Consider the following 23,930-nt stretch of genomic DNA (forward strand, 5'->3'; position numbering starts at 1 on the left):
GGCGCCGAAGCGCGCGAAGCTCAGGGCCCATCCTGTTGCCGCGGCCCGTGCGTGTGCCGGGTAGTAACCGGCCAGATGGCCGGTAAGGATCAGCGATGCCGAGACGCTGCCCACGCCTGCCAGTGCGACCAGCAGGTAGTTGACGGCAACGGAGTTGCGGAACATCAGCGCGCCGATGGCGAGAGCGCCGATCAGGTAGAAAACCGCGACGGTGCCACGTGCGCCTATCCTGTCGGCCGCGCTGCCCAGGAAGAGGCCGCCCACCGCGGACGCAAGGCTGAAGATAACCAGGAAGGAAAGGCTGGAGCCGAGGTCGTAGCCATTCTTGCGCATGATGGTCGGCAGCCACGTATTGAGGCCGTAGACGAGCAGCAGGCCGAAGAACAGTGCGATCCAGAAGCACGCTGTTGCGCGCAGCTGCTTGCGGGCGAACATGCTCGACATCACGTCGCGCCAGGTGGCGCGGGCGGCGCTGTTGGCGGGCCCGGCTTGCGACGGCAGCCGGCCATGGCCAGTGCGATCGGCCAATGCCTGCGCTTCATCGATTCGCCCTTGCCCCACCAGGTACTCCAGCGACTCGGGCAGCAGCCACGCCATCAGCGGTATCAGCACCATGGGCACGGCACCCAGGCCAATCACGCCACGCCAGCCAAGACTGGGCAACAGCCACATCGCAATGAGCGCGGCGCAAAGGATGCCCACGGAATACCCCGAGTACATCAGCCCATAGTTGAAGCTGCGGCGGTGCGGCGGCGAGTACTCGATGGTCAGGGCGGCGGCTACTGGAATGACGCCACCGAGGCCGAGCCCGCCGATGAACCGCAAGACGCCGAAGATGGCCGGCGTCGGCGCATAGGACGCGCCCAGCATGGTCAGCGAGAACAGGGAAACGCAGAGCAGCAGCATGCGGCGGCGGCCGATCATCTCGCTCAGCGTGCCGATCAGGAAGGCGCCAAAGAACATGCCGACCAGGGCATAGCTGCTGAGGGCACCGAGTTCCAGCGGCGTCAGGTTCCAGTTGCGGTCGTCGGCAAGTGTGGGCAGTACCGCTCCCATGACGCCAACGTCATAGCCTTCAAAGAGAATCGCAAGGAAGCATACGAAAAGTACGGTATAGGTCGCGCGAGAAGCGGGGCGCCAGGGCTGAGCGGTGCCAGCTGGGGTCATTGTCTGTCTCCTGATGGGTGGCGGATGGTGAACCGGAGAAGCCGCCAGGGAACCTGTTTCGCGCGATCGTCGCCACGCGCTCGTTGTCGTTCCACATAGTTTAGGCATAAACATATGATTGTGGAAATATTTTTTTTGGGGCGACCAAGAAAATCTGATCGGCGCCTCGAAGTGAGGCGCCGGGCTCCTGCTAGAACTTGTGGCGCAGGCCCAGCCCGAAGGTGTTGCCCGGATTCAGGTCGGTCACCTTGTCATAGCGCCAGGCGGCGTAAAGATCAGTGCGCTTGGAGAACGGGTAGTCGTAGGCCAGCGTGGTGGTGTCGCGGCGGGCCGAGCCCAGCGTTTCGCTGCCGCCCTGCCAGGTACGCACCCACGTTGCCATCAGTGAACCCGGCCCCAGCGGAGCGCTCGCGCCCACCTGCATGGTGCGGTTGCGCTGGCGGCTCAGCGCGCTGAAGCTGTTGTCCGACTGCGCGTACTGGCCGAACAGCTTGACCACCTTGAAGTCATAGGACAGGCCGGCCAGGTAGGCCATCTGGTAGCTGGCGCCGCTGGCCGCGAATTCCGGCGCATTGACCCCCACGCGCTGCACCGCCAGCGTGGCGCCAAAGTTGCCGTTGAAGTAGGTGGCATTGCCGCCGTAGTTCTGCTTGCCCTGGTGGCCGGCGCTCTCGCCGGTCGAGTAGATCGCATTGAAGCGCAGCCCGCCGAAACCGGGGCTCTGGTACAGCACCGAGTTGTCCCAGCCCGTGTCACCTGCGACCGAGTTGCCGACCGGCGCGCCAGGCGGCGTGGTGTAGGCATGCAGGAACATCGGCGAGAACACGGCCGAATCCGCCAGCGGGTTGAACAGCAACATCGACACGAACCACGGCGTGGTGTTGCGGCCGAGCTTGATCGCGCCGAAACCTCCGTTCAGGCCAACATAGGCATTGCGCCCGAACATGACGTCGCCGTCGAAGCGGCCGACCTTGCCATTGTCCGTACGGAAAAAGCTCTCCAGCGTGAACTCGGCGTTCAGGCCATTGCCGAGCGCTTCCTGCCCGCCAATGCCCCAGTACGAGGTGGTCAGGCCGGAACTGTCGACAACCGCGGTGCTGTGCGCATCGCCACTGGCGCGCACGGAGCCGGCAAAGGCGTCGATCGCGCCGTAGAGCTGCACGGCGCTCTGGGCCTGTACGGCGCCCGAGGTGAGGCTGCCGGCGGCCGCCATGGCGGCCAGGATCCTGCGTTGGTGCTTCATTTGTCTTCCCTTCCTCTCTCTTCTCTTGTGGACGTCCGCGGTTCTGTCAGGTGGCCGCGATCGCCAGTACCCGCAACGGACTGCCCGACCCGTTCTGGATCTTCAGCGGTGCCGCCACGATCAACGCGCCGGCAGGCGGCAGCTGGTTTAGGTTCCTGCGCTGGAGCATTGCTGATCGACCCCGGACGCACGATCGGCCGGTACAACCCATGCGAGGTGGTTGTTACAAAAAGGTTTCGGCGCGCCTCAATCACCAGGCATCGCGAAGGCTTTCAGCGGTGCATCTTCCCGGATCACCCCGGCCACCGCCGCCAGCCACGGATTACCTTCATCGCGAAAAATGTTCAGTACGTCATAGTGATGGCGGCCGGCGACCGGCGCCAGCGCGTGGACACCTTGCCAGTACGCAGCAATCCGGCGCGCCTGTGCCTTGAAGCCTTCCGTTTCGTCCGCGCCGACCAGCGTGTAAAGCGGCGCATCGCTGTCGCGGTCAAGCCGCACCGGGCTCATGAGGTCGGCACTCGCCGCATCGAGACCCAGGACGTCGTTGATGCTGGTGTCGATCAGCGGCGTCAGGTCGAAGAGGCCGCTGATCGCAATGGCGCTGCGTACCGGCGCGCCGCCCCCCTTTCCTGCGCCGGCCGTGCCGCCATGCGCCGTCAACATCATTGCCGCCAGGTGGCCACCGGCCGAATGCCCCATTACATGCAGGCGGTCCGGGTCGATGCCGTAGCGCCCGGCATGGCGGTGCAGCCAGTGCAGGGCCCTGGACGTCTGCGCGACCATGCGGTCCAGCGTCGCAGCCGGCGCCAGCGTGTAGTTGTTGACCACGACGGTGATGCCCGCGTGTACCAGTGCCGAGGCAACGAACGAGACATCGCGTTTGTCCCCCGCCTGCCAGTAGCCGCCATGGATAAACATCACCGCAGGCGCGCCGGGCCGAGGCGCGGGAAAGATATCCATCCGCTCATCCGGGGCGGAGCCGAACGCAACGTCAGGCTCATGGGCCAGCGCAGCCCGGGCCAGGGCCGAGTGGCGCTGCCAGCCGGCCATCTGGTCGAGCGCATCGGGATGCCGCTGGCGCAGGTTGAAGTCGGCTTCGTTCTGCGGGTTGATGCGTCGCTTGTGAGAATCGAACATCATGCAATCTCTTGGTCGTTGCCCGGGCCGTCAGTGCGCCACCGCCGGTGCCGCCGCGGTGCGCCGGTCGCCTGCCACCACCAGCAAGGCAGCCAGCACTATCACCTCGACGCTGAAGAAAGCCACGAACGCCATCGTGAACGAGTGCGTCAGGTCGATGACCCAGCCCATCAGCGTCGGCGCGATAAAGGTGGAAACGATGCCGCCAAGCTCGGCATAGCCAATGGCAGTCGCGGCCAGCGCCTCGCCATAGCGTTCGCTGACCAGGCTGAAGATTGCACCGCCGGACAGCACCGTCACGCCGCTCAGTCCCGCGATGGTCAGCAGCATCGCCCACGGCATTGCATAGTGTGTGGCGGCGACGAAGCTCAGCGCAGAGACCACCGACAGCAGCGCCCCCAGCTTGATCATGACCAGGCGCGGCATGCGATCCGACAGCCAGCCGCCGATCAGCAGGAAGGCCACCTGCGACAGCCCCATCAGCGTACCGACCAGCGCAGCGTTGGCAACGGGCATGCCCTGCTGCTGGATGAATGCCGGCACCACCCAGGTCGCCGTTGCCGCCAGCGCGAAGGTGTCGCCAAAGATCGCCAGCCAGCCAACGTAGATCCAGCGCGAGCGGAAGATGCGCGACAGCGGGACATTGGCGGCGTGGTGATCGACGCTCGGGCCCGCCTGCCACCTGAAGTCCGGGAAGCCGATCTCGCGCGGGCTGCCCTTGATCGTCAGCATCCCGAGCAAGCCGACGAGCAAGGTCAGGCCGCCCAGCGCCAGCAGGAACACGCGCCAGCCGAGTGCAGCCGCCACCGGGATACCGATGGCGAAGTCGAGCGTGATCGCCAGGCTGAAGGCCGCCAGCAGTATGCCCATGGTCGCGCCGTGGCGCTCCGACGGAAACCAGCCGACGATCAGCTTCATTGTGCCGACCCACACTGCCGCGTCGAAGAAGCCGATCAGCAGGCGCGCCGCCACCAGCTCGGCAAAGTTGTCGGCGCCGGCCTGCGCCAGCATGAACACGCCTGTTCCCAGCAAGCCGATGGCAAAGAGCCGGCGTGCCGACCAGCGCCTTGCGAACGGCGACCAGAACAGCATGCCGATGCAGTAAGTGATGGCGAAGGCGCCCTGCACAAAGCCGGCCTGGGTCGGGCTCAGGTGCAGCGCTTCCGACACGAAGGTCATCACGGCCGCGAAGCCGTACCAGTCGCCGGCGAGGAACAGCTCGCCCAACACGCCGATTGCCAGCGCGTAGTGCTGCCAGTTACGGATTTTCCGGCGCTGGGCCGGGTCTGCCTGCATCCAAAGCATGGGGCGCTCCCTAGTCGTCTCACTGTCTGTCATTCCGCCTTGGGCGGTTCCGCGTCGGCCGGCATCAGGGCCAGGCGCTGGCGGTGAACGCATTGTTGGGCAACACGGTGGGCGTCGCAGTCCGGAAACCGCAACGGACATCCGAATCCCGCAACGATTTGGCGTGGCGCGTCCGCGGCGGCCCCGCCCGTCGATAAGATGCACTCGCACCTGCCGCCAGTGGCCCGTCGTCACGGCAATCCATGCCGTCCCCGAAACCAGGCAGGCAAGCCATTCGCCTCAACACGCCCGAAACACGCACACGAAACAAAGGAGCCCATGACATGACGTCGATGTCGTCCCCTGCGCCGGCCCGGCCCGGCAACTTTTTCGCCCCGCGCCGCCTTGGCCATGTCAACCTGTGGGTCGACGACCTGGAGATTTCCGAGAACTTCTACAGCGCGGTCTGTGGGCTGAACGTAGAGTTCTGGGAGCCGGACCTGCAAGCCACTTTCCTCGGCACGGGCCACACGCCGCACGACCTTGGCATGATGAAGACCACTGGTGGCGTGGACCGCTACGGCCGCGACGGCCTGCTGCAGTTGCCCGGCACCATCGGCCTGACGCCCGGCCTGAACCACCTGGCTTGGGAACTGGAGAACGAAGCAGCGCTGGTGGACGCTTGGCGCCGGCTGAAGGCGGCCGGCGTGCCGCTGGACCTGACTGTCGACCACCAGGTGGCGCACAGCGTCTACCTGTTCGATCCCGACCACAACTACAATGAGTTCTACTGCGACACGGTGAAGGACTGGGGCTCGGTACTGTCCGGCGAGATGGAACTGCTCACCAGCACGTGGGACCCGGACGCGGCCGAGCCGTCCACCGTTGGCCTCTACGACGACGCTCCCGTGTTGCGGCACGTCACGGACGCCTGCCTGCATCCGCGGCGCATCACCCACGCCGTGCTCCAGACCGCCCGCTTCGACGCAATGCTGGACTTCTACACCCGCATCGGCGGCCTAAAGGTGGTGCGCCAGGCAGAGGGCATCGCTTACCTGGGCGCGAGCCTGGCTGCGTATCCGTACAATCTGGTCCTGGTCGCCGCCGATAACGCGGCATACCACCACGCCGCCTTCGAGCTGGAAGCCGAGGCCACCCTGGAAGCAGCGCTGCAAGCGCTTAGTGCGCGCGGGATCACGCCGGAGCGGGTCGTCGATGTGCCCTGGAAGCGTGCCCTATTCCTGCGGGACCCCGACGGGCAGTACAGCGAGTGGTATGTCCGGCGCGATGCCGCGCCGGCGCCTGCCGGTCCCGACGCCGCCTGGCTCGTGTGAGCGTGCAGGATCAGGAACCCTTGGAGGAGAAAACATGGACAAGACTTTGTCGGCAATCATCGCCGGCGGCGGCCTGGGTGGCCTTGCCACTGCCGCGGCACTCGCCCAGCGCGGCTGGGACGTTACCGTCTACGAACGCCAACCGGCGCTGCGCGCTGCCGGCTCGGGCATCTATATCTGGGAAAATGGGCTGCGCGTGCTGGAAGCGCTGGGCGCGTGCGACGACGCCGTGCGCGACGCCTTTCATGGCCGCTTCTTCGAACAGCGCGACCACCGCGGCGAGATCATTGAATCGGCCCCCATCGCCGCTGGAAGGCGCCTGATCACCGTCAAGCGCAGCCAACTGCTCGATGCGCTGCGCGACGCCTGCCTGCGCACGGGCGTCAAGGTGGTCACGTCGGCCGAAATCATCGGCGCCACGCCGCGCGGCGAACTGCGCTTCGCCAACGGCGACGCCGCGCGTGCCGACCTGGCCGTAGGCGTGGACGGGATCTGGTCACGCGTGCGCCAGGCCCTCGGGCTGGAAATGTACCACCAGCAGACCGAAGAAGGCGCGCTGCGCACGGTGATTGACAGCCGCCCGGGCGATATCCCGCCGCAAGACGCCGGCAAGTACATCGAGAACTGGAACGGCATGCGGCGCTTGCTGATCACGCCCATCAACGCGCAGCAGATCTACCTGGCGCTGACCTGCACCGAGAACGACCGCGCCGCGCGCGACACCAACATCGACAAGGCGCTGTGGAGCGCCGCCTTCCCGCAGTGGGCGCATCTGATCGACCGCATTGGCAGCGAGGTGAGCTGGGGCGTGTACAGCATCATCAAGTGCAGCGCGTGGTCGGCGGGCCGCACCGTCATCCTGGGTGACGCCGCGCACGCGCAACCGCCCAACCTCGGGCAAGGCGGCGGCATGGCGATGCAGAACGGCCTGGCGCTGGCCGTCGCGCTCGAAGGCGTGAGCCGCGCCGAGCAGATCCCGGCCGCGCTGGAAGCCTGGGAAGCGCGCGAGCGTCCGCTGGTGGACCACTGCCAGAAATGGTCGACGCTCTACGGCGAGGTGGCGTTCCTGCCAGACGACGTGCGCACCGCCACCATCCGCGGCGCCATGGGCAATCCGTGGGTATCGGAACAGATCTTCCGGGCCGCCAACCACGCGCCGACCGGCACGACCGGCAACTAGCCAAAGAAGAAGGCCGCGCTCCCTGCGGGATGACGCGGCCCTTATTCCCTGCCGGCGGCTCAGCCCCGCTGCCGGGCGCGCAGCAGCGTATCCTGTGGCCGCTCGCCGAAACGTTCGCTGTAGTACTGGGCAAACCGCCCGTAGTGGAAAAAGCCCCATTGCAGCGCAATGTGCGTCAGGTTGGCCGAAGCCGAGCCCCCTGACAACAGCCCCTGGCGCACGCGCTGCAACCGCAGCTCGCGCAGATAGCCCATCGGGGTCTGGTCATAGGTGTCGCGGAACGCCAGGAACAGCGCCCGGCTGCTCATGCCCACCGCGGCGGCCAGCGCATCCATCGTCACCGCCTCGGCCACGTGCGCTTCCAGGTATTCCACCGCCCGGCGCACATAGGCCGGCGCCACCGCAGGCTTCGTGCGCGAGATCTCAAACCGGTGCGACAGGTTGTGCGAGTGCGCGTAGAGCAGCGTGTCGATCAGCATCTGCTCGATGTGCGCGCAATAGATCGGGTTGTCGAGCAATTGCGGAAAGCTGGCGCAGCCGTCCAGCACATGGCGCAGCGTGCTGGTCCAGGCACGGCCGGCGTGGCCCTCCAGGTCCAGGCTGAGGTCGAAACTGACTGCCTCTTTCGGCTGGTAGCCCAGGTGCGCGGCGCAGGCGCGGTCAATCATGCCCTGGTCGATCCGCACGATCAGCTGCGACAGCGTGGGCGCCAGCTCCAGGTGCACGGGCTTGTTGGGCGACATCACCACGGCGTGGCCGGTATCGCCGTCCAGCGCCTCGCGGCCGCAGCGGTAGCGGCCACCGCCGCGCAGCGGAATCTCCACCAGCACGAAGCCATCGAAGCAATCCGGCTCGACCTTGACCTCGGCGCCGTACTCCAGGAAGAAAAGCGACAGGCGCCCGACCCGGGTCGAAAACAAGCGCGTGGAAAGGGTACGGGCCGGGTCGCGCAACTGCATCGCATGGGGCTTGAACGCGCGGCCGACCATCTCCGTGACCTGGTCGAAATCCTGCACCCGGTCCAGCTCACGATGCCACCCTGCCAGGGCGGGCTGATGCGGGTCAAGCACAGGCGGAAAGATACAGGTGGCATTCATGTATGACGGCGAGGGCGTATGGGAATCTCCTGCTCGCGCCGTCTGGTGCGGCGCTGTCAGCGCGGAACAGCAGCCTCTCGCAAGAAGCAGGCCACCCGTATTTGCACCACGGTGCGGCGCGCGGGGGCTTCTGGAAGAAGATGGCCTCGCCATTATTCCCAGTTCCGCCGGCAGGAACATTGGGGAAAATCCCACGTTAGGCACGAGCGCGCTTCTCAGGGCGCTGCAATACCGCCTGGACCGCCGCCTACGTCACATGCATGATTTTGGAACTACTTCATATGGATCAATCCGAAGCCTGATTCCCGGGCGAACCCTGAGGTCGTCTTTGTGGGACCGCGATTAGCGTTCCTGATCAGCATCTTTAAGCTACGCCTCCGGCCAAACAACCAGTTGTTGCAGGCAGGACTTCATCCCGCCCGTTGCCTCTCCTGCTATGGGGCCGTCTTGCCCGCTGCCGCCGGCGAGTCCAGGCTGCGCTCCAGCAGTGTCAGGTCGTCGCGCAAGAGTTGGAGTATGGCTGCCGGCCCAGCCTGATCGAGCTTGCGGCTCGAGGGCAGTTCCAGTGCACCCAATGCCATGTCGGCAACCTGGCGGGCCACCTCATCCATGGAAGCCTGCCCCGATGGATTGAACCACCACGCGGTCCAGTTGCACATGCCGATGATCGAGAATGCAGCGACCTTGGCATCCATCACGCGGAACTTCCCCTGGTCGATACCGGATTCGACGGCCTGCCGAAACTGAGCGAGCACAGCGCGACGCGATTGCTCGGCCAGTTTGCGCTGCTTTGGAGGCAGGTTGTTCTCATTGCGCTCCACGACCCTGAACTGCAACGGGTGAGACAGGATCAGCATCGCGTGACGCATCACCAGGTGACGAAGGATCCCGGAAGGCGTGCGCATCTCTTCGGGCATTGGCTCGGTAGCCAGTTCGGCGGCGGTGCGCGTCACCGCGGTGGTCAGTTCCTCAAGAATCGCTTCCTTGCTCTTGAAGTAGTAGTACAGCGCCGGACGGCTCAATCCCACGGCGTCGGCGATGTCGTTCAGTCCGGTGCCGTCGAAGCCGCGCTCGATGAACAGGCGGGTCGCCACTTCCAGGATCGAGTCCCGCAGCGCATCGCTCTTCGTCTGTGTCTTTGCCATGAGCTGTCATTCAGATTTTCGACGCAGGCGTCGAGAAGCTTCTCACGATAAACAAGAAGTCGACTGAACGCCAGCATTGCACCCGCGCTCGGGTGCTCCGCTGTGGCTAATACATGCTCAGTACGCCACTTGCCCGTATCACCTTCGCGTCCCTTGCAAAAAAATTTACGTATGCGTCGAAAAATGGACTATTCTGTAAAAAACGGAGTGAGTGACGATGACAATCAAGACGCCCCCCAGCGCTTCGCCTGCGCCTTCTGGTCCGATCGCGGGCTTCCTCAACACGGACTGGAATCCGCGGGACGTGCCTGCCGGCACCATGACGCGCAACGTAGTGCTGCGCACGGAAGATGGTGCCGCTACAAGTGGATCCCTCTATGCCGTGGGCCGACCGGACACCGTGGTTTGCATCATGCATCCCCGTGAGTTCATGGCTTGCCATTACCTGATTCCCGACATCGTCGAAGCAGGTTATGCGGCGTGGTCGCAATCCCCGCGTTCGGTCGGCAACGATCAGCGCCTGGAGCATGAATTTGCGCTGTACGACGTGGCGGCCGGTGTGCGCTATCTGCGTGAAGCGGGTTTTCGCCGCATCGTGCTGCTGGGCAATTCCGGAGGCAGCGGCTTATATGCGCTGTACGTTCAGCAATCGAATGCCGCGTCCGCAGCGCGCATCGGTCGGACGCCCGGCGGCCGAGCCACCAATCTTGCGTCGGCCCTGCTGCCGGCGGTAGACGGCGTCGTCTTTGTCGCGCCTCATCCGGGGCAGGGCGTGCTGCTGCAGGGCTGCATCGATCCTGCGGTGGCCGACGAGCGCGACCCGCTGTCCGTCGACCCGACGCTCGATGCATTCTCCGGGGCCAATGGCTTTGCGCCGGCCCCCGAGTCGTCCAGCTATCGCGCTGACTTCGTCGTGCGCTATCGGGCCGCGCAGATGGCACGGGTGCAGCGCCTCGACGAACTGGCCAGGACGATGATTGCCGAACGCATGGACGCCCGTGCCGAAGTGAAGCGCAATCCCGGTACGGTCAGCGATGCCATCCGCCGGCGCGCTGCCCATACCCAGCTTTTCTCCGTCTGGCGCACCGACGCCGACCTGCGCTGCTTCGATCTGTCGCTCGATCCGTCCGACCGCAAGTACGGGTCGCTCTGGGGCGCCGATCCATTCGCCTCCAACTACGGCTCGGTTGGCTTCGCACGCACCTGTTCGCCGGAGAGCTGGCTGTCGACATGGTCGGGGCTGTCGTCGAATGCCGCGCTGTCCCGGACGGCCCCGGCCATCAGCCAGCCCACCTTGCTGATCGAGTACACGGGTGACCAGGCGTGTTTCCCAACGGTGATCGCTGACATCTTTCACGGCATTGGCAGTGCCGAGAAGCAATACCACCGTGTTCGTGGTGACCACCATGGCCGCGCGCTGGCCAAGGGCGAAGAGCCGGGCCGCTCCCAGGCAGGACGCCTGCTGCAGGCGTGGCTGCGTGAAACCTTCCCGCTATAACGCATCCGACAAAGACTTTTCCGGAGACGCAACGATGTATGCAAGTTCCACCCCGGCTGGTGCCGCCCCTCTGCGATTGCACGGTGTCGACCACACGGCCCGGCCGACCTGGCGGTTGAAGGACACCGTCACGTTCTATCGCGACATTCTTGGCCTGCCGCTCATCCACACCATCTCGGCGCGTGGCTGGGGCACCGCGACGCACCCCGATTTCCTGCACTTCTTCTTTGACAGCGGCAACGGCAGCACCATCGCTTTCTTCTACTACCTTGGCAGCGTCGAGCCGGAGGTCCTTGCCGGCCGAGACCGCCGCCCACCGCTTCCGGACGACCACGTCTTCGATGCCACCCACACGGCGTGGCTGGTCGATACGCAGGAAGAATTGCAGGCATGGAAGGCCCGTCTGGAAGCGCGCGGCGTGGTGGTGTCCACGGAAACCGCGCACGAGGTGATCGAATCGATTTACTTCCGGGATCCGAATGGCTACTTCATCGAGATAACGCGCAAGCTACGGCAGCTCGAAGCGCTGGACGCCCGTGACGCCGATGCGACGCTGTCCGCAGCGATCGAATTGGAGGACGAGGCTCGGGCCAGACAGGCAAGCGTGACCTCGATCGACGATATCTGGCTGCGCAAGGCAGAGATCCTGGGCCGCCGCCTGAACCTGGACAAGGAGTGTCACGCATGAGCAAGTCCTCCCTGCGCATCTTCGTGCTGAACGTGCCCGAGTTCGCCTCGCTGACGGAAGCCGCACACCGCATGCCGGACTGCCACGTCAGCGACCTCGGTGACTATACCGTGATTGCCGCGAGCGGGCCTGTCGAGTTCGGGCGTCGCGCACTGGGACTGAAGCCAGCCGTCTGGTACGGGCTCTTCACGGGCGGCCTGGACGGCAGGATCGAGTCGTTCGGTCGCGACACGGTGCGCATCGTACCGCGTGGGCAAGAGACAGCCTGAAAAGCAGGATATATAGCAGGAGACAACCATGACCGGAATTCAGTTTCCGATCGAAGGCGTGGAGTATTGCCCGCCCGCAGACGCGGCCAGGTACTTCGAGACCGGCGCGTGGGTGGACGACACGCTCGGCGGCGCGCTGCGCAAGACCGCGCGGCGTCACCCAGACCGCCTAGCCTTTATCAGCGACGAGCGGTCGATCACGTTCGCCGAACTCGACGAACGCAGCGAACGCCTTGGTGCGGCGCTGCACCAGCTTGGTCTCGGGGCAGGGGATCGCGCGATCTTCCAGATGGGCACCACGATCGATACGGTCGTCGCGCTGATGGGCTGTTACAAGGCCGGCGTGATTCCCGTGTGCGCAGTGCCGCAATACCGCGAAGTCGAGATTGGCCAGTTGTCCGCGCAAGCAGAGCCGCGCGCCTACTTCGTGCAGGCTGACTTCAGCGCGTTCGACCTTGCCGGATTTGCGCGCGGCATGGCGCAGCGCCACCCCTCGCTGGAGCAGCTGATCGTGGCGCGCGGCAATCCTGTGCAGGGACAGGGCGCGCCGGACGAGCACGGGCTGGACGCGCTGATCGACGCCATTCCCTATGAAAAAGCGGTGGATGTGCTGGCCGGGGTAAGGATCGGGAGCCAGGACGTCCTCAGCTTCCAGTTGTCCGGCGGCACCACCGGCGTGCCGAAGATCATTCCACGCTTCCATGCCGAGTACATCGGCCACGCGTTGGCTTGCATGCGCCAGCTCGGCCAGACCGAGCACAGCCGCCTGATCTGGGCGCTGCCGCTGCTGCATAACGCCGGCCAGCTTTACGTGCTGGTGCCTGTCGTGGCCGGCGGCATGACGTCGGTGCTGATGCCGCGTGTGGACATCGTCCGCATGCTGGAACTGATCGAACGCCATCGCGTCACGCACGGCATGTCCATCGGGCCGGTCGCACCGCAGATGATTGCCTACCAGGAGATGGCGCGGCACGATCTTTCATCGCTCGAACTGTTCGGCACGATGACGCGTGCCGATGCACTCGAAGCGCACCTCGGGGTGCCTTGCTTCAACCTGTTCGGCACAACCGAAGGACTGCTGCTGGGCGCTGGCGCACGCTTTCCGGCGGCGGTCCGCCACGGCACGCAAGGCTTCTCTGGCTGCCCGGATGACGAGATTCGGCTGCTGGTGCCGGGAACGGACGAGCCTGCGCCGCAGGGAGCGCCGGGCGAACTGTGCTTCCGCGGCCCATCGAGCCTGCGCGGCTACTACAAGGCACCGGAGGCAACAGCACAAACGCTGACGCGGGACGGCTTTGTGCGCTCCGGCGACCTCATGACCGAACATGTCATCGACGGCTTCCGCTGCTTCACCTTCGAAGGCCGCCTGCGCGACAACGTCAATCGCGGCGGCGAGAAGATCGGATCGGAAGAGGTGGAAGCGTATGTCAGCCGCCATCCGGCGGTGGCGGATGCAAAGCTCGTGGCGATGCCGGATCCGCTCTACGGCGAGAAAGGGTGCATCTACCTGATCCTGCGCGCCGGACACGCGGCGCCGGATGTGGCCGGGCTTGCGGCCTTCCTGGTCGAGCAGGGACTCGCCAAGTTCAAGTGTCCCGAGCGCATTGAAGTCGTCGAGGAGTTTCCGGTGACTCGCGTCGGCAAAGTCGACAAGGGCGCGCTGCGGGCAATGGTGGCACGCCGTCTCGAGGACGAGACAAAGGCTCGGGGCAAAGATGAACGCGGGAGGGTCTCGGCATGATCTGTACTGAAGCCGTAGTCGCCGAAACGCCGTTCTCGGTACGCCGACGCGTCAAGTGGGGCGAATGCGATCCGGCTGGCGTGGTCTACACGCCATGCTTCTCCGAATACGTCATTTCCACTGCGGAATTGTTCTATGAGCGCCTGTTCGACGGCCTCCCGCAACGCACCAAGGATGAGCTTGGATTCGGCACGCCGACTCGCGCGCTGGCATTCGACTTCCGCCGCTCGCTGTGGCCGGATGAATCGATCGACATCGAGGTCTCGGTCGAGGCTATCAGCACGCGAACCTACACGCTGGCGATGACGGCACGCATGAGCGAGGGTGGCGAGACGGCTTTCGTCGGCCGCCTCACGTCGATCTGCGTGAGGCGCGGGACGCGCGACGCGATCAACGTGCCCGCCGCACTGCGCAACGCACTGGAGCAGTACCGGCGCCGCTGCGAGACCGATCTGCACGGCAACCCATCCCACCAAGGCCAACCAGCATGAACAGTCATACCTACCGTATCGGGCAGATCGTGCCCAGTTCCAACACGACGATGGAAACAGAAATCCCGGCGATGCTGCACGCGCGGGAGCAGATCCTGCCGGAGCGATTCACCTTCCACGCGAGCCGCATGCGCATGCACCGCGTGGTGCGCGAGGAACTGGAGGCCATGAACCGCGAGGGCCTGCGTTGTGCGGCCGAACTGGCGGACGCGCGCGTCGACGTGATGAGCACGGCCTGCCTGGTCGCCATCATGGCGATGGGCCCGGGCTATCACCGGCAGGTGGAGCAGGACCTGCTGCGCGTGGCGCGCGAGAACCATTGCGACGCACCTGTGATGACATCGGCCGGTGCGCTGGTCGCGGGCCTGAAGTCGGCGGGCGCGCGCCGGATCGCGCTGATGGCGCCATACATGAAGCCGCTGACCGACGCGGTGGTCAAGTACATCGAGCATGAAGGCATTGAAGTGCTGGACGCGCTGTCGTTCGAGATCCCCGACAACCTGGAGGTCGGGCGTCGCGATCCCCTGCAATTGCTGCAGGACGTCAAGCGCCTGAATACCGCCAACGCCGACGTCGTAGTGCTGTCGGCCTGCGTGCAGATGCCGTCGCTGCCGGCGATCCAGGCCGCGCAGGACGCCATCGGCCTGCCGGTGACATCGACCGCCGCCTGCACGGTCCGCCAGATGCTGGAACACCTTGACCTGGCACCCATCGTCCCCAATGCCGGCGCGCTCCTTGCGCCGGCCAGCAAGTAAGAGGCTTACCATGAATGTCGTCGTGATCGGAGGCGGGCCGGCCGGCCTGTACTTCTCGCTGCTGCTCAAGCAGCGGCATCCTGAAGACCATATTGTCGTGCACGAGCGCAATGAGGCCGGTGCCACCTACGGCTGGGGCGTGGTGTTCTCGGATATCGCCTTGTCCTTCCTGGAGGAAGCGGATCCGGCCTTCTTCAGGAAGTTTACCGCGCATCACCAGCGTTGCGACTATATGGAGGTCACCCACCAAGGGGTGCGAGTGCCGCTGCATAACAACCACTTCTCGCGCACCTCGCGCATCGACCTCCTGCGCGTGCTGCAGGAGGCCTGCGCCGAGGCCGGTGTCGAGATTCAGTACGGCAGCCGCGTGAGCGACCCCGCCGAACTGCCTGACGCCGACATTATCGTGGCGGCCGACGGCGTCAACAGCGAGGTACGGACCCGGCTGGCGGAGCATTTCCGGCCGAGCTTCGACGTGCGCCGCAACAAGTTCGCCTGGTACGGTACCCATCAACTGTTCCACCCGGTCTCGTTGATTTTCCGGGAAACCGAGTATGGGGTATTCATCGCGCACGCTTACCAGTACAGCGATGCCCTGTCGACCTTCCTGGTGGAAGTGGATCCGGACACCTGGCATCGCGCGGGCCTCGACACTGCAACCGAGGAGGAAAGTCGCGCATTCTGCGAACAGGTCTTCGCAGAAGACCTGGGTGGCCACTCCCTGCTGGGGAATCGCTCGAACTGGTTCCAGGCGAGCGTGGTGGGCAATGAGCACTGGTCGCATGGCAAGGTGGTGCTACTGGGCGACGCGCTGCGCAGCGTGCATTTCTCGCTGGGGTCCGGCACGCGTATGGCGATGCAGGATGCAATCGCGCTCTGCGATGCCGTCTGCGCGCATCGCGACGAGGTACCGGCGGCGTTGCAGGCGTTCGAGAGCAGCAGGCGCGATGCGTCAGCCAAGTTCCAGGACGCAGCCCGCCGCAGCCTCGACTGGTATGAATCGGTCGACAGCAAGATGCACCTCGATCCAGTCGCGTTCGCCTACGACTACATGCTGCGCACCGGCAGGGTCACACATGAAGACCTGCGCCAGCGCGATCCGGAATTTATCGCCCGCGTGGAAGCGGGGGGCTATCACCAGCCCAACGCTACGCCTGCCGCGGTATAGCCGTCTGCCGAAGCGCAAACCTCCGATTCTCGCTTTACCCGCACAAGCCGCAGCATAGCGGCTGTGCGCTGACCATCCCAGGAGACAACATGACTGCCCCATCCGCCCCCCGCAGTGCGGCGGCCGGCGCCTCTGCGCGCGCCGCCGTCAACGTACGCGAGTTCATCGACGCGGCACGCCTATCCGGCCTGCAATTGCGCATCATCGCACTGTGCTTTGCGATCGTCGCACTGGACGGCTTCGATATTGCCATTATTGGCTTCCTTGCCCCCCACATCCGCAGCGAATGGTCGCTGTCGATGGTGGCACTGGGGCCGCTGTTCTCCGCCGGGCTGCTCGGGCTGATGACCGGCGCCTTTCTTTGTGGTCCGCTTGCCGATCGCATCGGCCGGCGTCGTGTGCTGGTCCTGTCGGTGGCGTGGTTCGGCGCCTCATGCGCGGCTTCCGCCGCGGCACCTGGCATCGGCTGGCTGATCGCGCTGCGGTTTCTGACCGGGCTTGGATTGGGCGGCGCCATGCCCAATGCCATCACGCTGACCGCCGAGTTCAGCCCGTCGCGCCGCCGTGGCATGTTGCTGACAGTGATGTTCTGCGGATTCTCCCTCGGCTCTGCGCTTGGGGGCTTGGTGACCGCGTACCTGATCGAACATGTCGGCTGGCGCGGTGTGTTGGCGCTAGGCGGTGCACTACCGCTGGCGCTGGTGCCGGTACTGGCGCTGGCCTTGCCGGAATCGGTGCGCTACCTCGCCACGCGCGAAGGCATGCAGGCGCGGATCGGCGCCATCTTGTCGCGCATCGATGCCGGCAGGGTTTCTGCCGACGCGAGGTACGTCGCCGACGAGCCAGACGGCCCCGGCTCCCCCGTCAGCCAGCTCTTCGCGTCGCGTTACCGGAAAGGGACGCTGTGGCTCTGGCTGGCGTTCTTCTGCAGCCTGCTGCTGCTATACCTGATGATCAACTGGCTGCCGATCCTGGTCCAGCGCAGTGGGCTCTCGCTGAAGGAGGCTTCGATGCTCGCCGGGCTGCTGCAAGGGGGAGGCGTGGCGGGTGCCGTCGTGCTGGGCGTCCTGCTCGACAGGTTCAACCCCTACGCCGTGGTGGCCGGTGCCTACACACTGGGAGCGATTGCCGTGGCATGCCTAGCTTCCGTGAGCGCGCCGATGTCGATGGCAGCGGCCATCTTCGTCACTGGGTTTTGTGTCAGTGGATCACAGGTCTGCGCCAATGTGCTCGCCTCGGCGTTCTACCCGACTTCGAGCCGTGCCACGGGCGTGGCATGGGCGCTCGGCATCGGACGAGTGGGGGCCATCGCGGGCTCGCTCGGCGGTGCGTGGCTGTTGTCGGCGGGCTGGAGCAATGCGGCGCTCTATCTGCTCCTGGCAATTCCGGCGATGGTCGCGGCGTTCGGCATTTACCGGACCGGGCGCGTCCAGCTCGCGCTCAATGTCTCCGGCCCTGACATCCACGCGGACCTCATCCAGGTCGAAGCCGCTACCCAATTCCGTAAATAAGGACCATGAACATGACGTTTTCCCGGTCCGGCCCAAGCTGGCTTGTCCGGCTCGTACACTGCTTCCTCCTGGCGTTGGTGCCTGCCATGGCGAGCGCTGCTGGCACTCTGGAGGTGGCGGCGTCCGCGCCCGCTTCCAGCTACCGTACCAATCTGGTCCTGCTCGGTACTGCCGGGGGGCGCACTTCCTACGGTGGTACGACGCTGGCAGGCATTTCCTCGGCACTCGTGGTCGACGGGGACGTGTATCTGGTTGACTTCGGCCAGGGTTGGCTGCGGCGATACCTTCAGGCGGGCTTGGGAAAGATGCCCGGCAAGCCTGGACTGTCCTCGCTGCGCGCGGCGTTCATCACGCACCTGCACGCGGATCATGTCGTGGACTATCCGGCATTGTTCCAGTTCGGGACCACAGACGGCCTGGCAGCGCGCAAGACGCCGGTGCGGGTGTTCGGACCGGGCCCGCGTGGCTCCCTGGTGCCGGTTGCTGGCGCCAGTCGGACAAATGTCCCAGTGATCCACCCGGACGATCCCACGCCTGGAGCGGTCGCCATGACGGCGGCCATTTACAAGGCGTTCGCCAACGACATCAACGACAACATCCGCGACAGCCAGAAGCCGGACCCTCACACCCTCGTCGCCGTGGAAGACATCCAGGTGCCAAATGGCGTGGTAGTGGACGCCAACCGCGACGTCGCACCGGACATGCAGCCTTTTCCTGTCTACCAGGACGACAAGGTGAAGGTCACCGCGATTCTGGTCAGCCACGCGCCGGTATATCCGTCGTTCGCGTTCCGCTTGGATACGGCAGACGGTGCGGTGGTGTTCTCGGGTGATACCAGTCCGAGCGGCAGGGGTGCATGTGCACTATGGCAGCCGGATCAACGTGATCGAAGAGCTGTCGGCATTCCGGTGTCGGGGGCCTCGAACGTCAGCGTGGATCCGGGTTTCTACGTCGATACAGAAATCGCGTTCCGCGAGCACTTCTGCCCCAGCTGCTGGACCACCGTGCAATCCGGCCTGGTGCCCAACGACCATGTGGACGTGATCGCCGGCATGCAGAAGGTTCAGGCCGTCGACCCGGCTGTCGCGTAAGCCGCGTGCGCGTGCCGGTGAGCCGTTCCGTTGACGGTACACGCATACCATCCCGTGATGGTGTGGCCATTCATATTCCCAAAAGTGTGTTGAAGACATGAAACTGAAAGACAAGGTGGCCGTCATCACCGGTGCGGCTGCAGGTATCGGGCAGGCGACTGCGCGCAAGTTCGCCAGCGAAGGCGCCACGGTGATCCTCTGTGATCTGGCAAAAGATGCCGTTGAGCAAGAGGCCAGCAACCTCCGGTCGGAAGGCTACGCGGCGACGGCCTATTCGTTGGACGTGACCGACCGCGCGGGCATCGAAGCCCTGGCTGCGGATGTCATCGAGAAGATTGGTCGCATCGACATTCTGGTCAACAACGCGGGCATCACGCTGGATGCCAAAGTCACGCGCATGACCGAAGATCAGTTTGATCGCGTGATCGACGTCAACCTCAAGGGCGTCTTCAACTGCACGCAGGCGGTGGTCGGCGCCATGCTCGAGCAGCAGTCCGGCGTCATCCTGAATGCATCGAGCGTGGTCGGCATCTACGGCAACTTCGGGCAGACGAACTATGCCGCTAGCAAGTTTGGTGTCATCGGATTCACCAAGACGTGGGCGCGAGAACTTGGGCCGAAGGGCATTCGTGTGAATGCCGTGTGCCCCGGCTTTATCGAGACGGACATCCTGAAAACGATGCCTGAGAAGGTGCTCGATGGATTCCGCTCCAACTGCTGGCAGCGGCGCCTGGGATCGCCCAAGGAAATCGCCAACGTCTACGCGTTCCTTGCGTCGGACGATGCCAGCTTCGTCAACGGGGAAGCGATCGAGGTGTCGGGAGGTCTCTCGATCTGACGGCGGGGCAACAACGAGGCGCGGGTGTGTGCGCTTGCGAAAAATAAGACAAAGCGGTTTTCGGAGGAAACAATTGAACTACAAGCACATTGCACTGGGCTGCCTCGTGGCGCTGCCCACGGTGGCGTTTGCCCAATCGGTGACGCTGTATGGGGTGGTCGATACTGGCGTCGACTATGTCAACCACGTTGGCGCCGCGCAGAACAGCGTCGTGAGAGAGCCGTCGCTGACGGGGATGGTGCCGTCGCGCTGGGGCTTGCGCGGCTCGGAGGATTTGGGCGGCGGACTCACGGCCAAATTTGCGCTGGAGTCGGGTTTCTCTACAGATTCGGGCTCACTCATGTATGGAAACCGACTGTTCGGTCGACAGGCTTGGGTAGGGCTGTCGGGGCCTTGGGGCGAGGTGGCATTCGGCCGGCAGTACACCATGATGTTCTGGGCGCTGCTGGATTCAGATCTCATGGGGCCGAGCGCATTTGGCTCTGCGGCGTTGGACTACACGATTCCCAATTCCCGCGCGGACAATGCGGTGTCATACCGGGGCAAGTTCGGCGGCCTGACGGTTGGAGGCACGTACAGCTTCGGGCGGGATGCGGCCGTTGCGCCGCCGAGTCCCTCGAGTGCAAATTGCGCCGGGGAAACAGCGGGAGATGCACGGGCTTGCCGGGAGTGGTCGGCGTTGCTGATGTACGAGGCTTCCGGTTTCGGGGTGGCCGCGGTCTACGAATCGACCCGAGGCGGCCCCGGTGCCTTTGGTGGGCTGACCAGCAGTGCCAAGAGTGACAATCGCCTGTCACTCAGCGGATACTGGCTGATCAGCGATGGGGCCAAGGCCGGGGCAGGGTGGCTGCGTCACAACAACGACGGCATGCCTGCGACGCCGCGCAGCGATTTGTTTTGGACGTACCTGTCGTATGACATCACACCGGCGTTCAACCTCGCGGGACAGGTCTATTACCAGAAGTATCGCAACAGCGACAACAAGGCTTGGCTGTATGTGATGCGAGGAACGTACAGCTTCACGAAGCGGACCGCTGTTTACGCGACCGCAGGCTTCGTCGACAACGGTGGTCAACTGGCGCAGTCGGTCAGTGCGAATCCGGGCGCGCCTGCAGCCCCGGGAGGGACGCAGTTGGGAGCCATGATCGGGATCCGGCATACTTTCTGACCGCCACGTCGCTGCTGCGAAGTGAGGGACGGGCCGCTGCTTTCGCCGAACGCGTTGCAGCGGCTTTTTCATCGCTTGAACACCTGTACGCGATTGCTAGGAGCCTGTCGGGCTTTCCAGCCTTCCACTCGATGACGCCCTCACAGATAATCGCGGCAGCACAACCGAGAAACTGATATGACTTTATATGAACGCCTCCCGTTTGCGAGGGTTTTGTGCGCTCTGACGTAACATTGGTTGGGTTGCAGCTTTATATCCGTACATGGACTCCCGCCTATGAGTAAGATGGGGTTGCATTTTGAGGGTCACGACTGCGTCCGTACATTCGGCTTTTGATGTGTCGCTGTTGACACGAGCCATCATGGAAATGTGCGCGCTTGCTCCTCATCGGCCTTCTGGCTTCGAAATGCAGCCGTCGGATATATCAGGATCTGCAAGCGCCGGTCCGACCGGTTCGCCATGCTCGCCACTTCTTGCGCAATCGCTGAGGAAGTGAAACGTACTAACAATGCATCGATGCTACGCTATCTTGAACCTTGCCCGTCAAGATTGCCCATGCGATTCGCGCTGTCTTGTTTGCAAGGGCAACGGTCGCAACGCTCGCGTGACGACGTTGCATTAGAGACCGTTTCAAAAAGACCTCGAGAGGCCTGTTAACTTTCTCGGCGAGCTGTTAACCTTTGGCACCTGAACAACTGGGACCAAGGAGATGGGCGCGCCGGTCATTGACGACGAACTGTGGGCACTGATCGAACCTTTGCTGCCACTGCCGAAGCCGCGGCGCAAGAAGTATCCCGGTCGCTTTCCGATTTCAGACCGAGCAGCATTGAACGGCATCCTATTCGTGTTCAAGACCGGGATACGTTGGTGCGACCTATCGACCAAGTTGGGATTTGGTTCTGGCCCGACCTGCTGGCGGCGTTTGCGCGACTGGCAGAAGGCGGGCGTATGGGTGCGACTACACGAGTTGCTGCTCGCGAAGCTGCGCGAGGCCGGCCAACTCGATTTCTCACGTGCGGCCGTCGATTCGTCGTCGGTGCGAGCTGTTGGGGCGGGCGAAAAACGGGTCCGAACCCCACGGATCGCTCGCGACCAGGTTCCAAGCATCACATCCTCGTCGACGCGAGTGGAGTCCCCGTCTGCGCGCTCCTGACCGGCGCGAACCGCAACGACGTCACCCAACTGCTGCCGCTCGTTGACGCGATTCCACCGATTCGCGGCGTGTGTGGCCGACCACTTCAGAAGCCCAAGGTTATCTACGCCGATCGCGGCTACGATTCCGAACCGCATCGTCAGCGACTTCGCGAGCGCGGCATCAAGCCAGTGCTCGCGAAGCGCCGAACCGAACACGGTAGCGGTCTTGGCAAGTTTCGCTGGGTGGTCGAACGCACTCATGCGTGGCTCCACAATTTCCGTCGTCTTCGCATTCGCTTCGAGCGTCGGGCTGATATTCACGAAGCATTCCTGAAGCTTGGCTGTTGCCTCGTCTGCTGGAATATCTTCAGGCGTGCGTAGCGGTCTTTTTGAAACCGTCTCTAAGGACTCGATTACCGTCGCCTATGCACTCGGCATGGGCGAGGTGGAACTGCTTGGCAAGATTGGTACGTCGAAGGCCGATATCGATCGCCTGTGCAAGCGCCTGCAGTCCAAAGCGCGCCACATCCGGATTGTCTACGAGGCCGGCCCCTGCGGATATGGGCTGTACCGGCAGCTTGCAGGAAAGGGATTCGAGTGCATGGTATGCGCGCCGTCGCTAATCCCCAGGAAGCCCGGCGAGCGTGTCAAGACCGATCGGCGCGATGCGATCAAGCTCGTGCGATCGCATCGCGCCGGTGACCTGTCAGCGGTGTACGTGCCCAGCGTGGAAGATGAAGCATTCCGGGATCTGTCACGCGGCTGGGTCAGTGCCAAGGACGATCTGAAGCGCGCCCGCCAACGGCTCAAGGCCTTTCTGCTTGCGCACGGGGTCCGCTACAGCGGCAAAGCCGACTGGGGACCGGCGCACAGGCGCTGGCTGAGTGCCTTTGCCTTCGACAGTGCGTGGCAGCAACTTGCCTTTGACGAATATCGACGCACCATCGAGGATCGGATCGCGCAATGCAGCCGTCTTGAAGCGGCCCTGCGCGAGGCAGTAGTCAACTGGCGCTTCTATCCGGCCGTACTGGGCTTGCAGACCATGCGCGGCGTGCAGTTCACCACGGCGGTAGGCATGCTCGCCGAGTTGGGCGATCTCTCGCGCTTCGCGCATCCGCGCCAACTGATGGCCTGGCTTGGCGTGACGCCCTCCGAACACTCGTCGGGGGACAAGCGGCGCCAGGGCAGCATCACCAAGAATGGCAATAGCTATGCAAGAAAGCTGCTGGTCGAGGCGGCCTGGAGTTACCGCCATCCGGCACGCGTGAGCCCCGAGATCCAGCGCCGGCACGAAGGCATCCCAAAGGCCATCATTGACCGCTCCTGGGATGCCCAAGTTCGACTGTGCCGGCGCTATCGCAGACTTGCCGCACGCGGCAAGAACCCGAACATTGCGGCCGTCGCGGTGGCCCGCGAACTCAGCGGCTTCATCTGGGACATCAGCCAACTCGCGATGTCGCTTGCCGTACCGAACGAGGCGCAGACAACGTAACCGGCCAACATATACCCACACCTACTGCGGAGCCAGTTTCCTGAAGGCGGCGTAGCCCGGCACACGAGCAACCCGCGGCTTGACTAGGCAACGGATTCCATCCGACTTGCGGCGTTAGATAGCGCCAGGCTCATTGGGCGGACCTCTGTAATGCGGTAACCAACCCGCGGATATCAGTGCGATCCACCGTCGATACTTACTGCTACGTCGCCCTTAGGAAATTGGCATGGTGGGGGAACAACATGAAACTGTGAAGCGGAATCAAACCAATCTCGATTGACACGGGGAGTCATATCAGTCAAAGTTCTCTCGCCATGAATGACCCTGCGGAAGTCTGCCCACTTTCGTGTCGGGCAATGTTGCAGCCCGTATCCCGGCCATTACAGCCGGGCGTTCGCTTTCTCCGCGTTCCTTTACCCAGTCGGCCCTGAAGAATCCCGCAAAGCTAACCGTGACAAGGCATTGAGGGAAGAAACCAGTATCAGGAATTGCAGGG

Annotated in this window: 22 protein-coding genes and 2 pseudogenes; 15 read left to right on the forward strand and 9 right to left on the reverse strand. The window is 64.2% G+C overall.

The window, feature by feature from the left end; all coding sequences use genetic code 11:
• The 5 genes and pseudogenes from AC07UK_RS38200 to AC07UK_RS38220 all read right to left on the reverse strand — a co-directional run.
• A partial coding sequence (locus AC07UK_RS38200; RefSeq protein ID WP_494693921.1) for an MFS transporter occupies positions 1-1,167 on the reverse strand: 1,167 nt, incomplete at its 3' end.
• Between the two features lie 190 nt (positions 1,168-1,357).
• Positions 1,358-2,410: a porin gene (locus AC07UK_RS38205; protein ID WP_494693922.1), complete on the reverse strand. Its 1,053-nt coding sequence runs from the start codon at positions 2,408-2,410 to the stop codon at positions 1,358-1,360.
• A gap of 46 nt (positions 2,411-2,456) precedes the next feature.
• A pseudogene (locus AC07UK_RS38210) lies at positions 2,457-2,567 on the reverse strand (cyclase family protein); the annotation flags it as partial.
• Between the two features lie 89 nt (positions 2,568-2,656).
• The gene (locus tag AC07UK_RS38215; RefSeq protein ID WP_494688249.1) at positions 2,657-3,553 is read right to left on the reverse strand and encodes an alpha/beta hydrolase; all 897 of its coding nucleotides are present in this window, start codon (positions 3,551-3,553) and stop codon (positions 2,657-2,659) included.
• 27 nt (positions 3,554-3,580) lie between these two features.
• Positions 3,581-4,855, reverse strand: a complete 1,275-nt coding sequence (locus AC07UK_RS38220; RefSeq protein ID WP_494688250.1) for an MFS transporter — start codon at positions 4,853-4,855, stop codon at positions 3,581-3,583.
• Between the two features lie 323 nt (positions 4,856-5,178).
• On the opposite strand from AC07UK_RS38220, the gene AC07UK_RS38225 reads away from it, so the two are divergent.
• Together AC07UK_RS38225 and AC07UK_RS38230 are read left to right on the forward strand one after the other, a co-directional pair.
• The gene (locus AC07UK_RS38225) at positions 5,179-6,168 is read left to right on the forward strand and encodes a VOC family protein (protein WP_494688251.1); all 990 of its coding nucleotides are present in this window, start codon (positions 5,179-5,181) and stop codon (positions 6,166-6,168) included.
• Positions 6,169-6,202: 34 nt separating this feature from the next.
• Positions 6,203-7,348, forward strand: coding sequence for an FAD-dependent oxidoreductase (locus AC07UK_RS38230; protein WP_494688252.1), 1,146 nt, complete (start codon positions 6,203-6,205; stop codon positions 7,346-7,348).
• 59 nt (positions 7,349-7,407) lie between these two features.
• On the opposite strand, the gene AC07UK_RS38235 is transcribed toward AC07UK_RS38230, so the two are convergent.
• Together AC07UK_RS38235 and AC07UK_RS38240 are read right to left on the reverse strand one after the other, a co-directional pair.
• On the reverse strand, positions 7,408-8,445 hold the full coding sequence (locus tag AC07UK_RS38235; protein ID WP_492344614.1) for an AraC family transcriptional regulator: 1,038 nt from the start codon (positions 8,443-8,445) through the stop codon (positions 7,408-7,410).
• Between the two features lie 434 nt (positions 8,446-8,879).
• Positions 8,880-9,590, reverse strand: a complete 711-nt coding sequence (locus AC07UK_RS38240; RefSeq protein ID WP_492316785.1) for a TetR/AcrR family transcriptional regulator — start codon at positions 9,588-9,590, stop codon at positions 8,880-8,882.
• A gap of 217 nt (positions 9,591-9,807) precedes the next feature.
• Between AC07UK_RS38240 and AC07UK_RS38245 the strand changes: the two genes are divergently transcribed.
• From AC07UK_RS38245 to AC07UK_RS38295, 11 genes are all read left to right on the forward strand, one after another.
• Positions 9,808-11,088 (forward strand): alpha/beta fold hydrolase, encoded by a 1,281-nt coding sequence (locus AC07UK_RS38245; RefSeq protein ID WP_494688253.1) that lies wholly within the window; start codon positions 9,808-9,810, stop codon positions 11,086-11,088.
• The gene (locus tag AC07UK_RS38250) at positions 11,069-11,776 is read left to right on the forward strand and encodes a VOC family protein (protein WP_492316787.1); all 708 of its coding nucleotides are present in this window, start codon (positions 11,069-11,071) and stop codon (positions 11,774-11,776) included. Before AC07UK_RS38245 ends, AC07UK_RS38250 begins: the two co-directional genes overlap by 20 nt.
• Positions 11,773-12,045 (forward strand): hypothetical protein, encoded by a 273-nt coding sequence (locus AC07UK_RS38255; protein WP_492316788.1) that lies wholly within the window; start codon positions 11,773-11,775, stop codon positions 12,043-12,045. Before AC07UK_RS38250 ends, AC07UK_RS38255 begins: the two co-directional genes overlap by 4 nt.
• 28 nt (positions 12,046-12,073) lie before the next feature.
• Positions 12,074-13,786, forward strand: a complete 1,713-nt coding sequence (locus AC07UK_RS38260) for an AMP-binding protein (RefSeq protein WP_494688254.1) — start codon at positions 12,074-12,076, stop codon at positions 13,784-13,786.
• Positions 13,783-14,277 carry an acyl-CoA thioesterase gene (locus AC07UK_RS38265; protein ID WP_494688255.1) on the forward strand — a complete coding sequence of 165 codons (495 nt, stop codon included), beginning with the start codon at positions 13,783-13,785 and terminating at the stop codon, positions 14,275-14,277. Before AC07UK_RS38260 ends, AC07UK_RS38265 begins: the two co-directional genes overlap by 4 nt.
• The gene (locus AC07UK_RS38270; RefSeq protein WP_494688256.1) at positions 14,274-15,032 is read left to right on the forward strand and encodes a maleate cis-trans isomerase family protein; all 759 of its coding nucleotides are present in this window, start codon (positions 14,274-14,276) and stop codon (positions 15,030-15,032) included. Before AC07UK_RS38265 ends, AC07UK_RS38270 begins: the two co-directional genes overlap by 4 nt.
• A gap of 10 nt (positions 15,033-15,042) precedes the next feature.
• Positions 15,043-16,200: an FAD-dependent monooxygenase gene (locus AC07UK_RS38275; protein WP_494688257.1), complete on the forward strand. Its 1,158-nt coding sequence runs from the start codon at positions 15,043-15,045 to the stop codon at positions 16,198-16,200.
• Positions 16,201-16,289: 89 nt separating this feature from the next.
• Positions 16,290-17,711 (forward strand): MFS transporter, encoded by a 1,422-nt coding sequence (locus AC07UK_RS38280; RefSeq protein WP_494688258.1) that lies wholly within the window; start codon positions 16,290-16,292, stop codon positions 17,709-17,711.
• Between the two features lie 5 nt (positions 17,712-17,716).
• Entirely contained in the window at positions 17,717-18,802 is a 1,086-nt protein-coding gene (locus AC07UK_RS38285) for an MBL fold metallo-hydrolase (RefSeq protein ID WP_494688259.1), read from the forward strand.
• A 97-nt stretch (positions 18,803-18,899) separates the two neighbouring features.
• Complete coding sequence (fabG, locus tag AC07UK_RS38290) at positions 18,900-19,640, forward strand: 3-oxoacyl-ACP reductase FabG (RefSeq protein ID WP_492316794.1); 741 nt, start codon at positions 18,900-18,902, stop codon at positions 19,638-19,640.
• A gap of 73 nt (positions 19,641-19,713) precedes the next feature.
• Entirely contained in the window at positions 19,714-20,808 is a 1,095-nt protein-coding gene (locus AC07UK_RS38295) for a porin (protein WP_494688260.1), read from the forward strand.
• A 502-nt stretch (positions 20,809-21,310) separates the two neighbouring features.
• Here AC07UK_RS38295 and AC07UK_RS38300 read toward each other — a convergent pair.
• Positions 21,311-21,436, reverse strand: a pseudogene (locus tag AC07UK_RS38300) (IS110 family transposase); the annotation flags it as partial.
• Between the two features lie 81 nt (positions 21,437-21,517).
• Here AC07UK_RS38300 and AC07UK_RS38305 point away from each other — a divergent pair.
• Both AC07UK_RS38305 and AC07UK_RS38310 read left to right on the forward strand, forming a co-directional pair.
• A protein-coding gene (locus AC07UK_RS38305; protein WP_494688261.1) for an IS5 family transposase occupies positions 21,518-22,323 on the forward strand; the annotation gives its coding sequence in 2 pieces (ribosomal slippage) (positions 21,518-21,866 and positions 21,866-22,323; 807 coding nt in all).
• Positions 22,316-23,434, forward strand: coding sequence for an IS110 family RNA-guided transposase (locus tag AC07UK_RS38310; protein ID WP_494693923.1), 1,119 nt, complete (start codon positions 22,316-22,318; stop codon positions 23,432-23,434). The genes AC07UK_RS38305 and AC07UK_RS38310 overlap by 8 nt, the downstream gene beginning before the upstream one ends.
• A gap of 294 nt (positions 23,435-23,728) precedes the next feature.
• On the opposite strand, the gene AC07UK_RS38315 is transcribed toward AC07UK_RS38310, so the two are convergent.
• A partial coding sequence (locus AC07UK_RS38315; protein ID WP_494693924.1) for a hypothetical protein occupies positions 23,729-23,930 on the reverse strand: 202 nt, incomplete at its 5' end.

The sequence above is a fragment of the Cupriavidus sp. GW821-FHT07C08 genome (assembly GCF_059419025.1).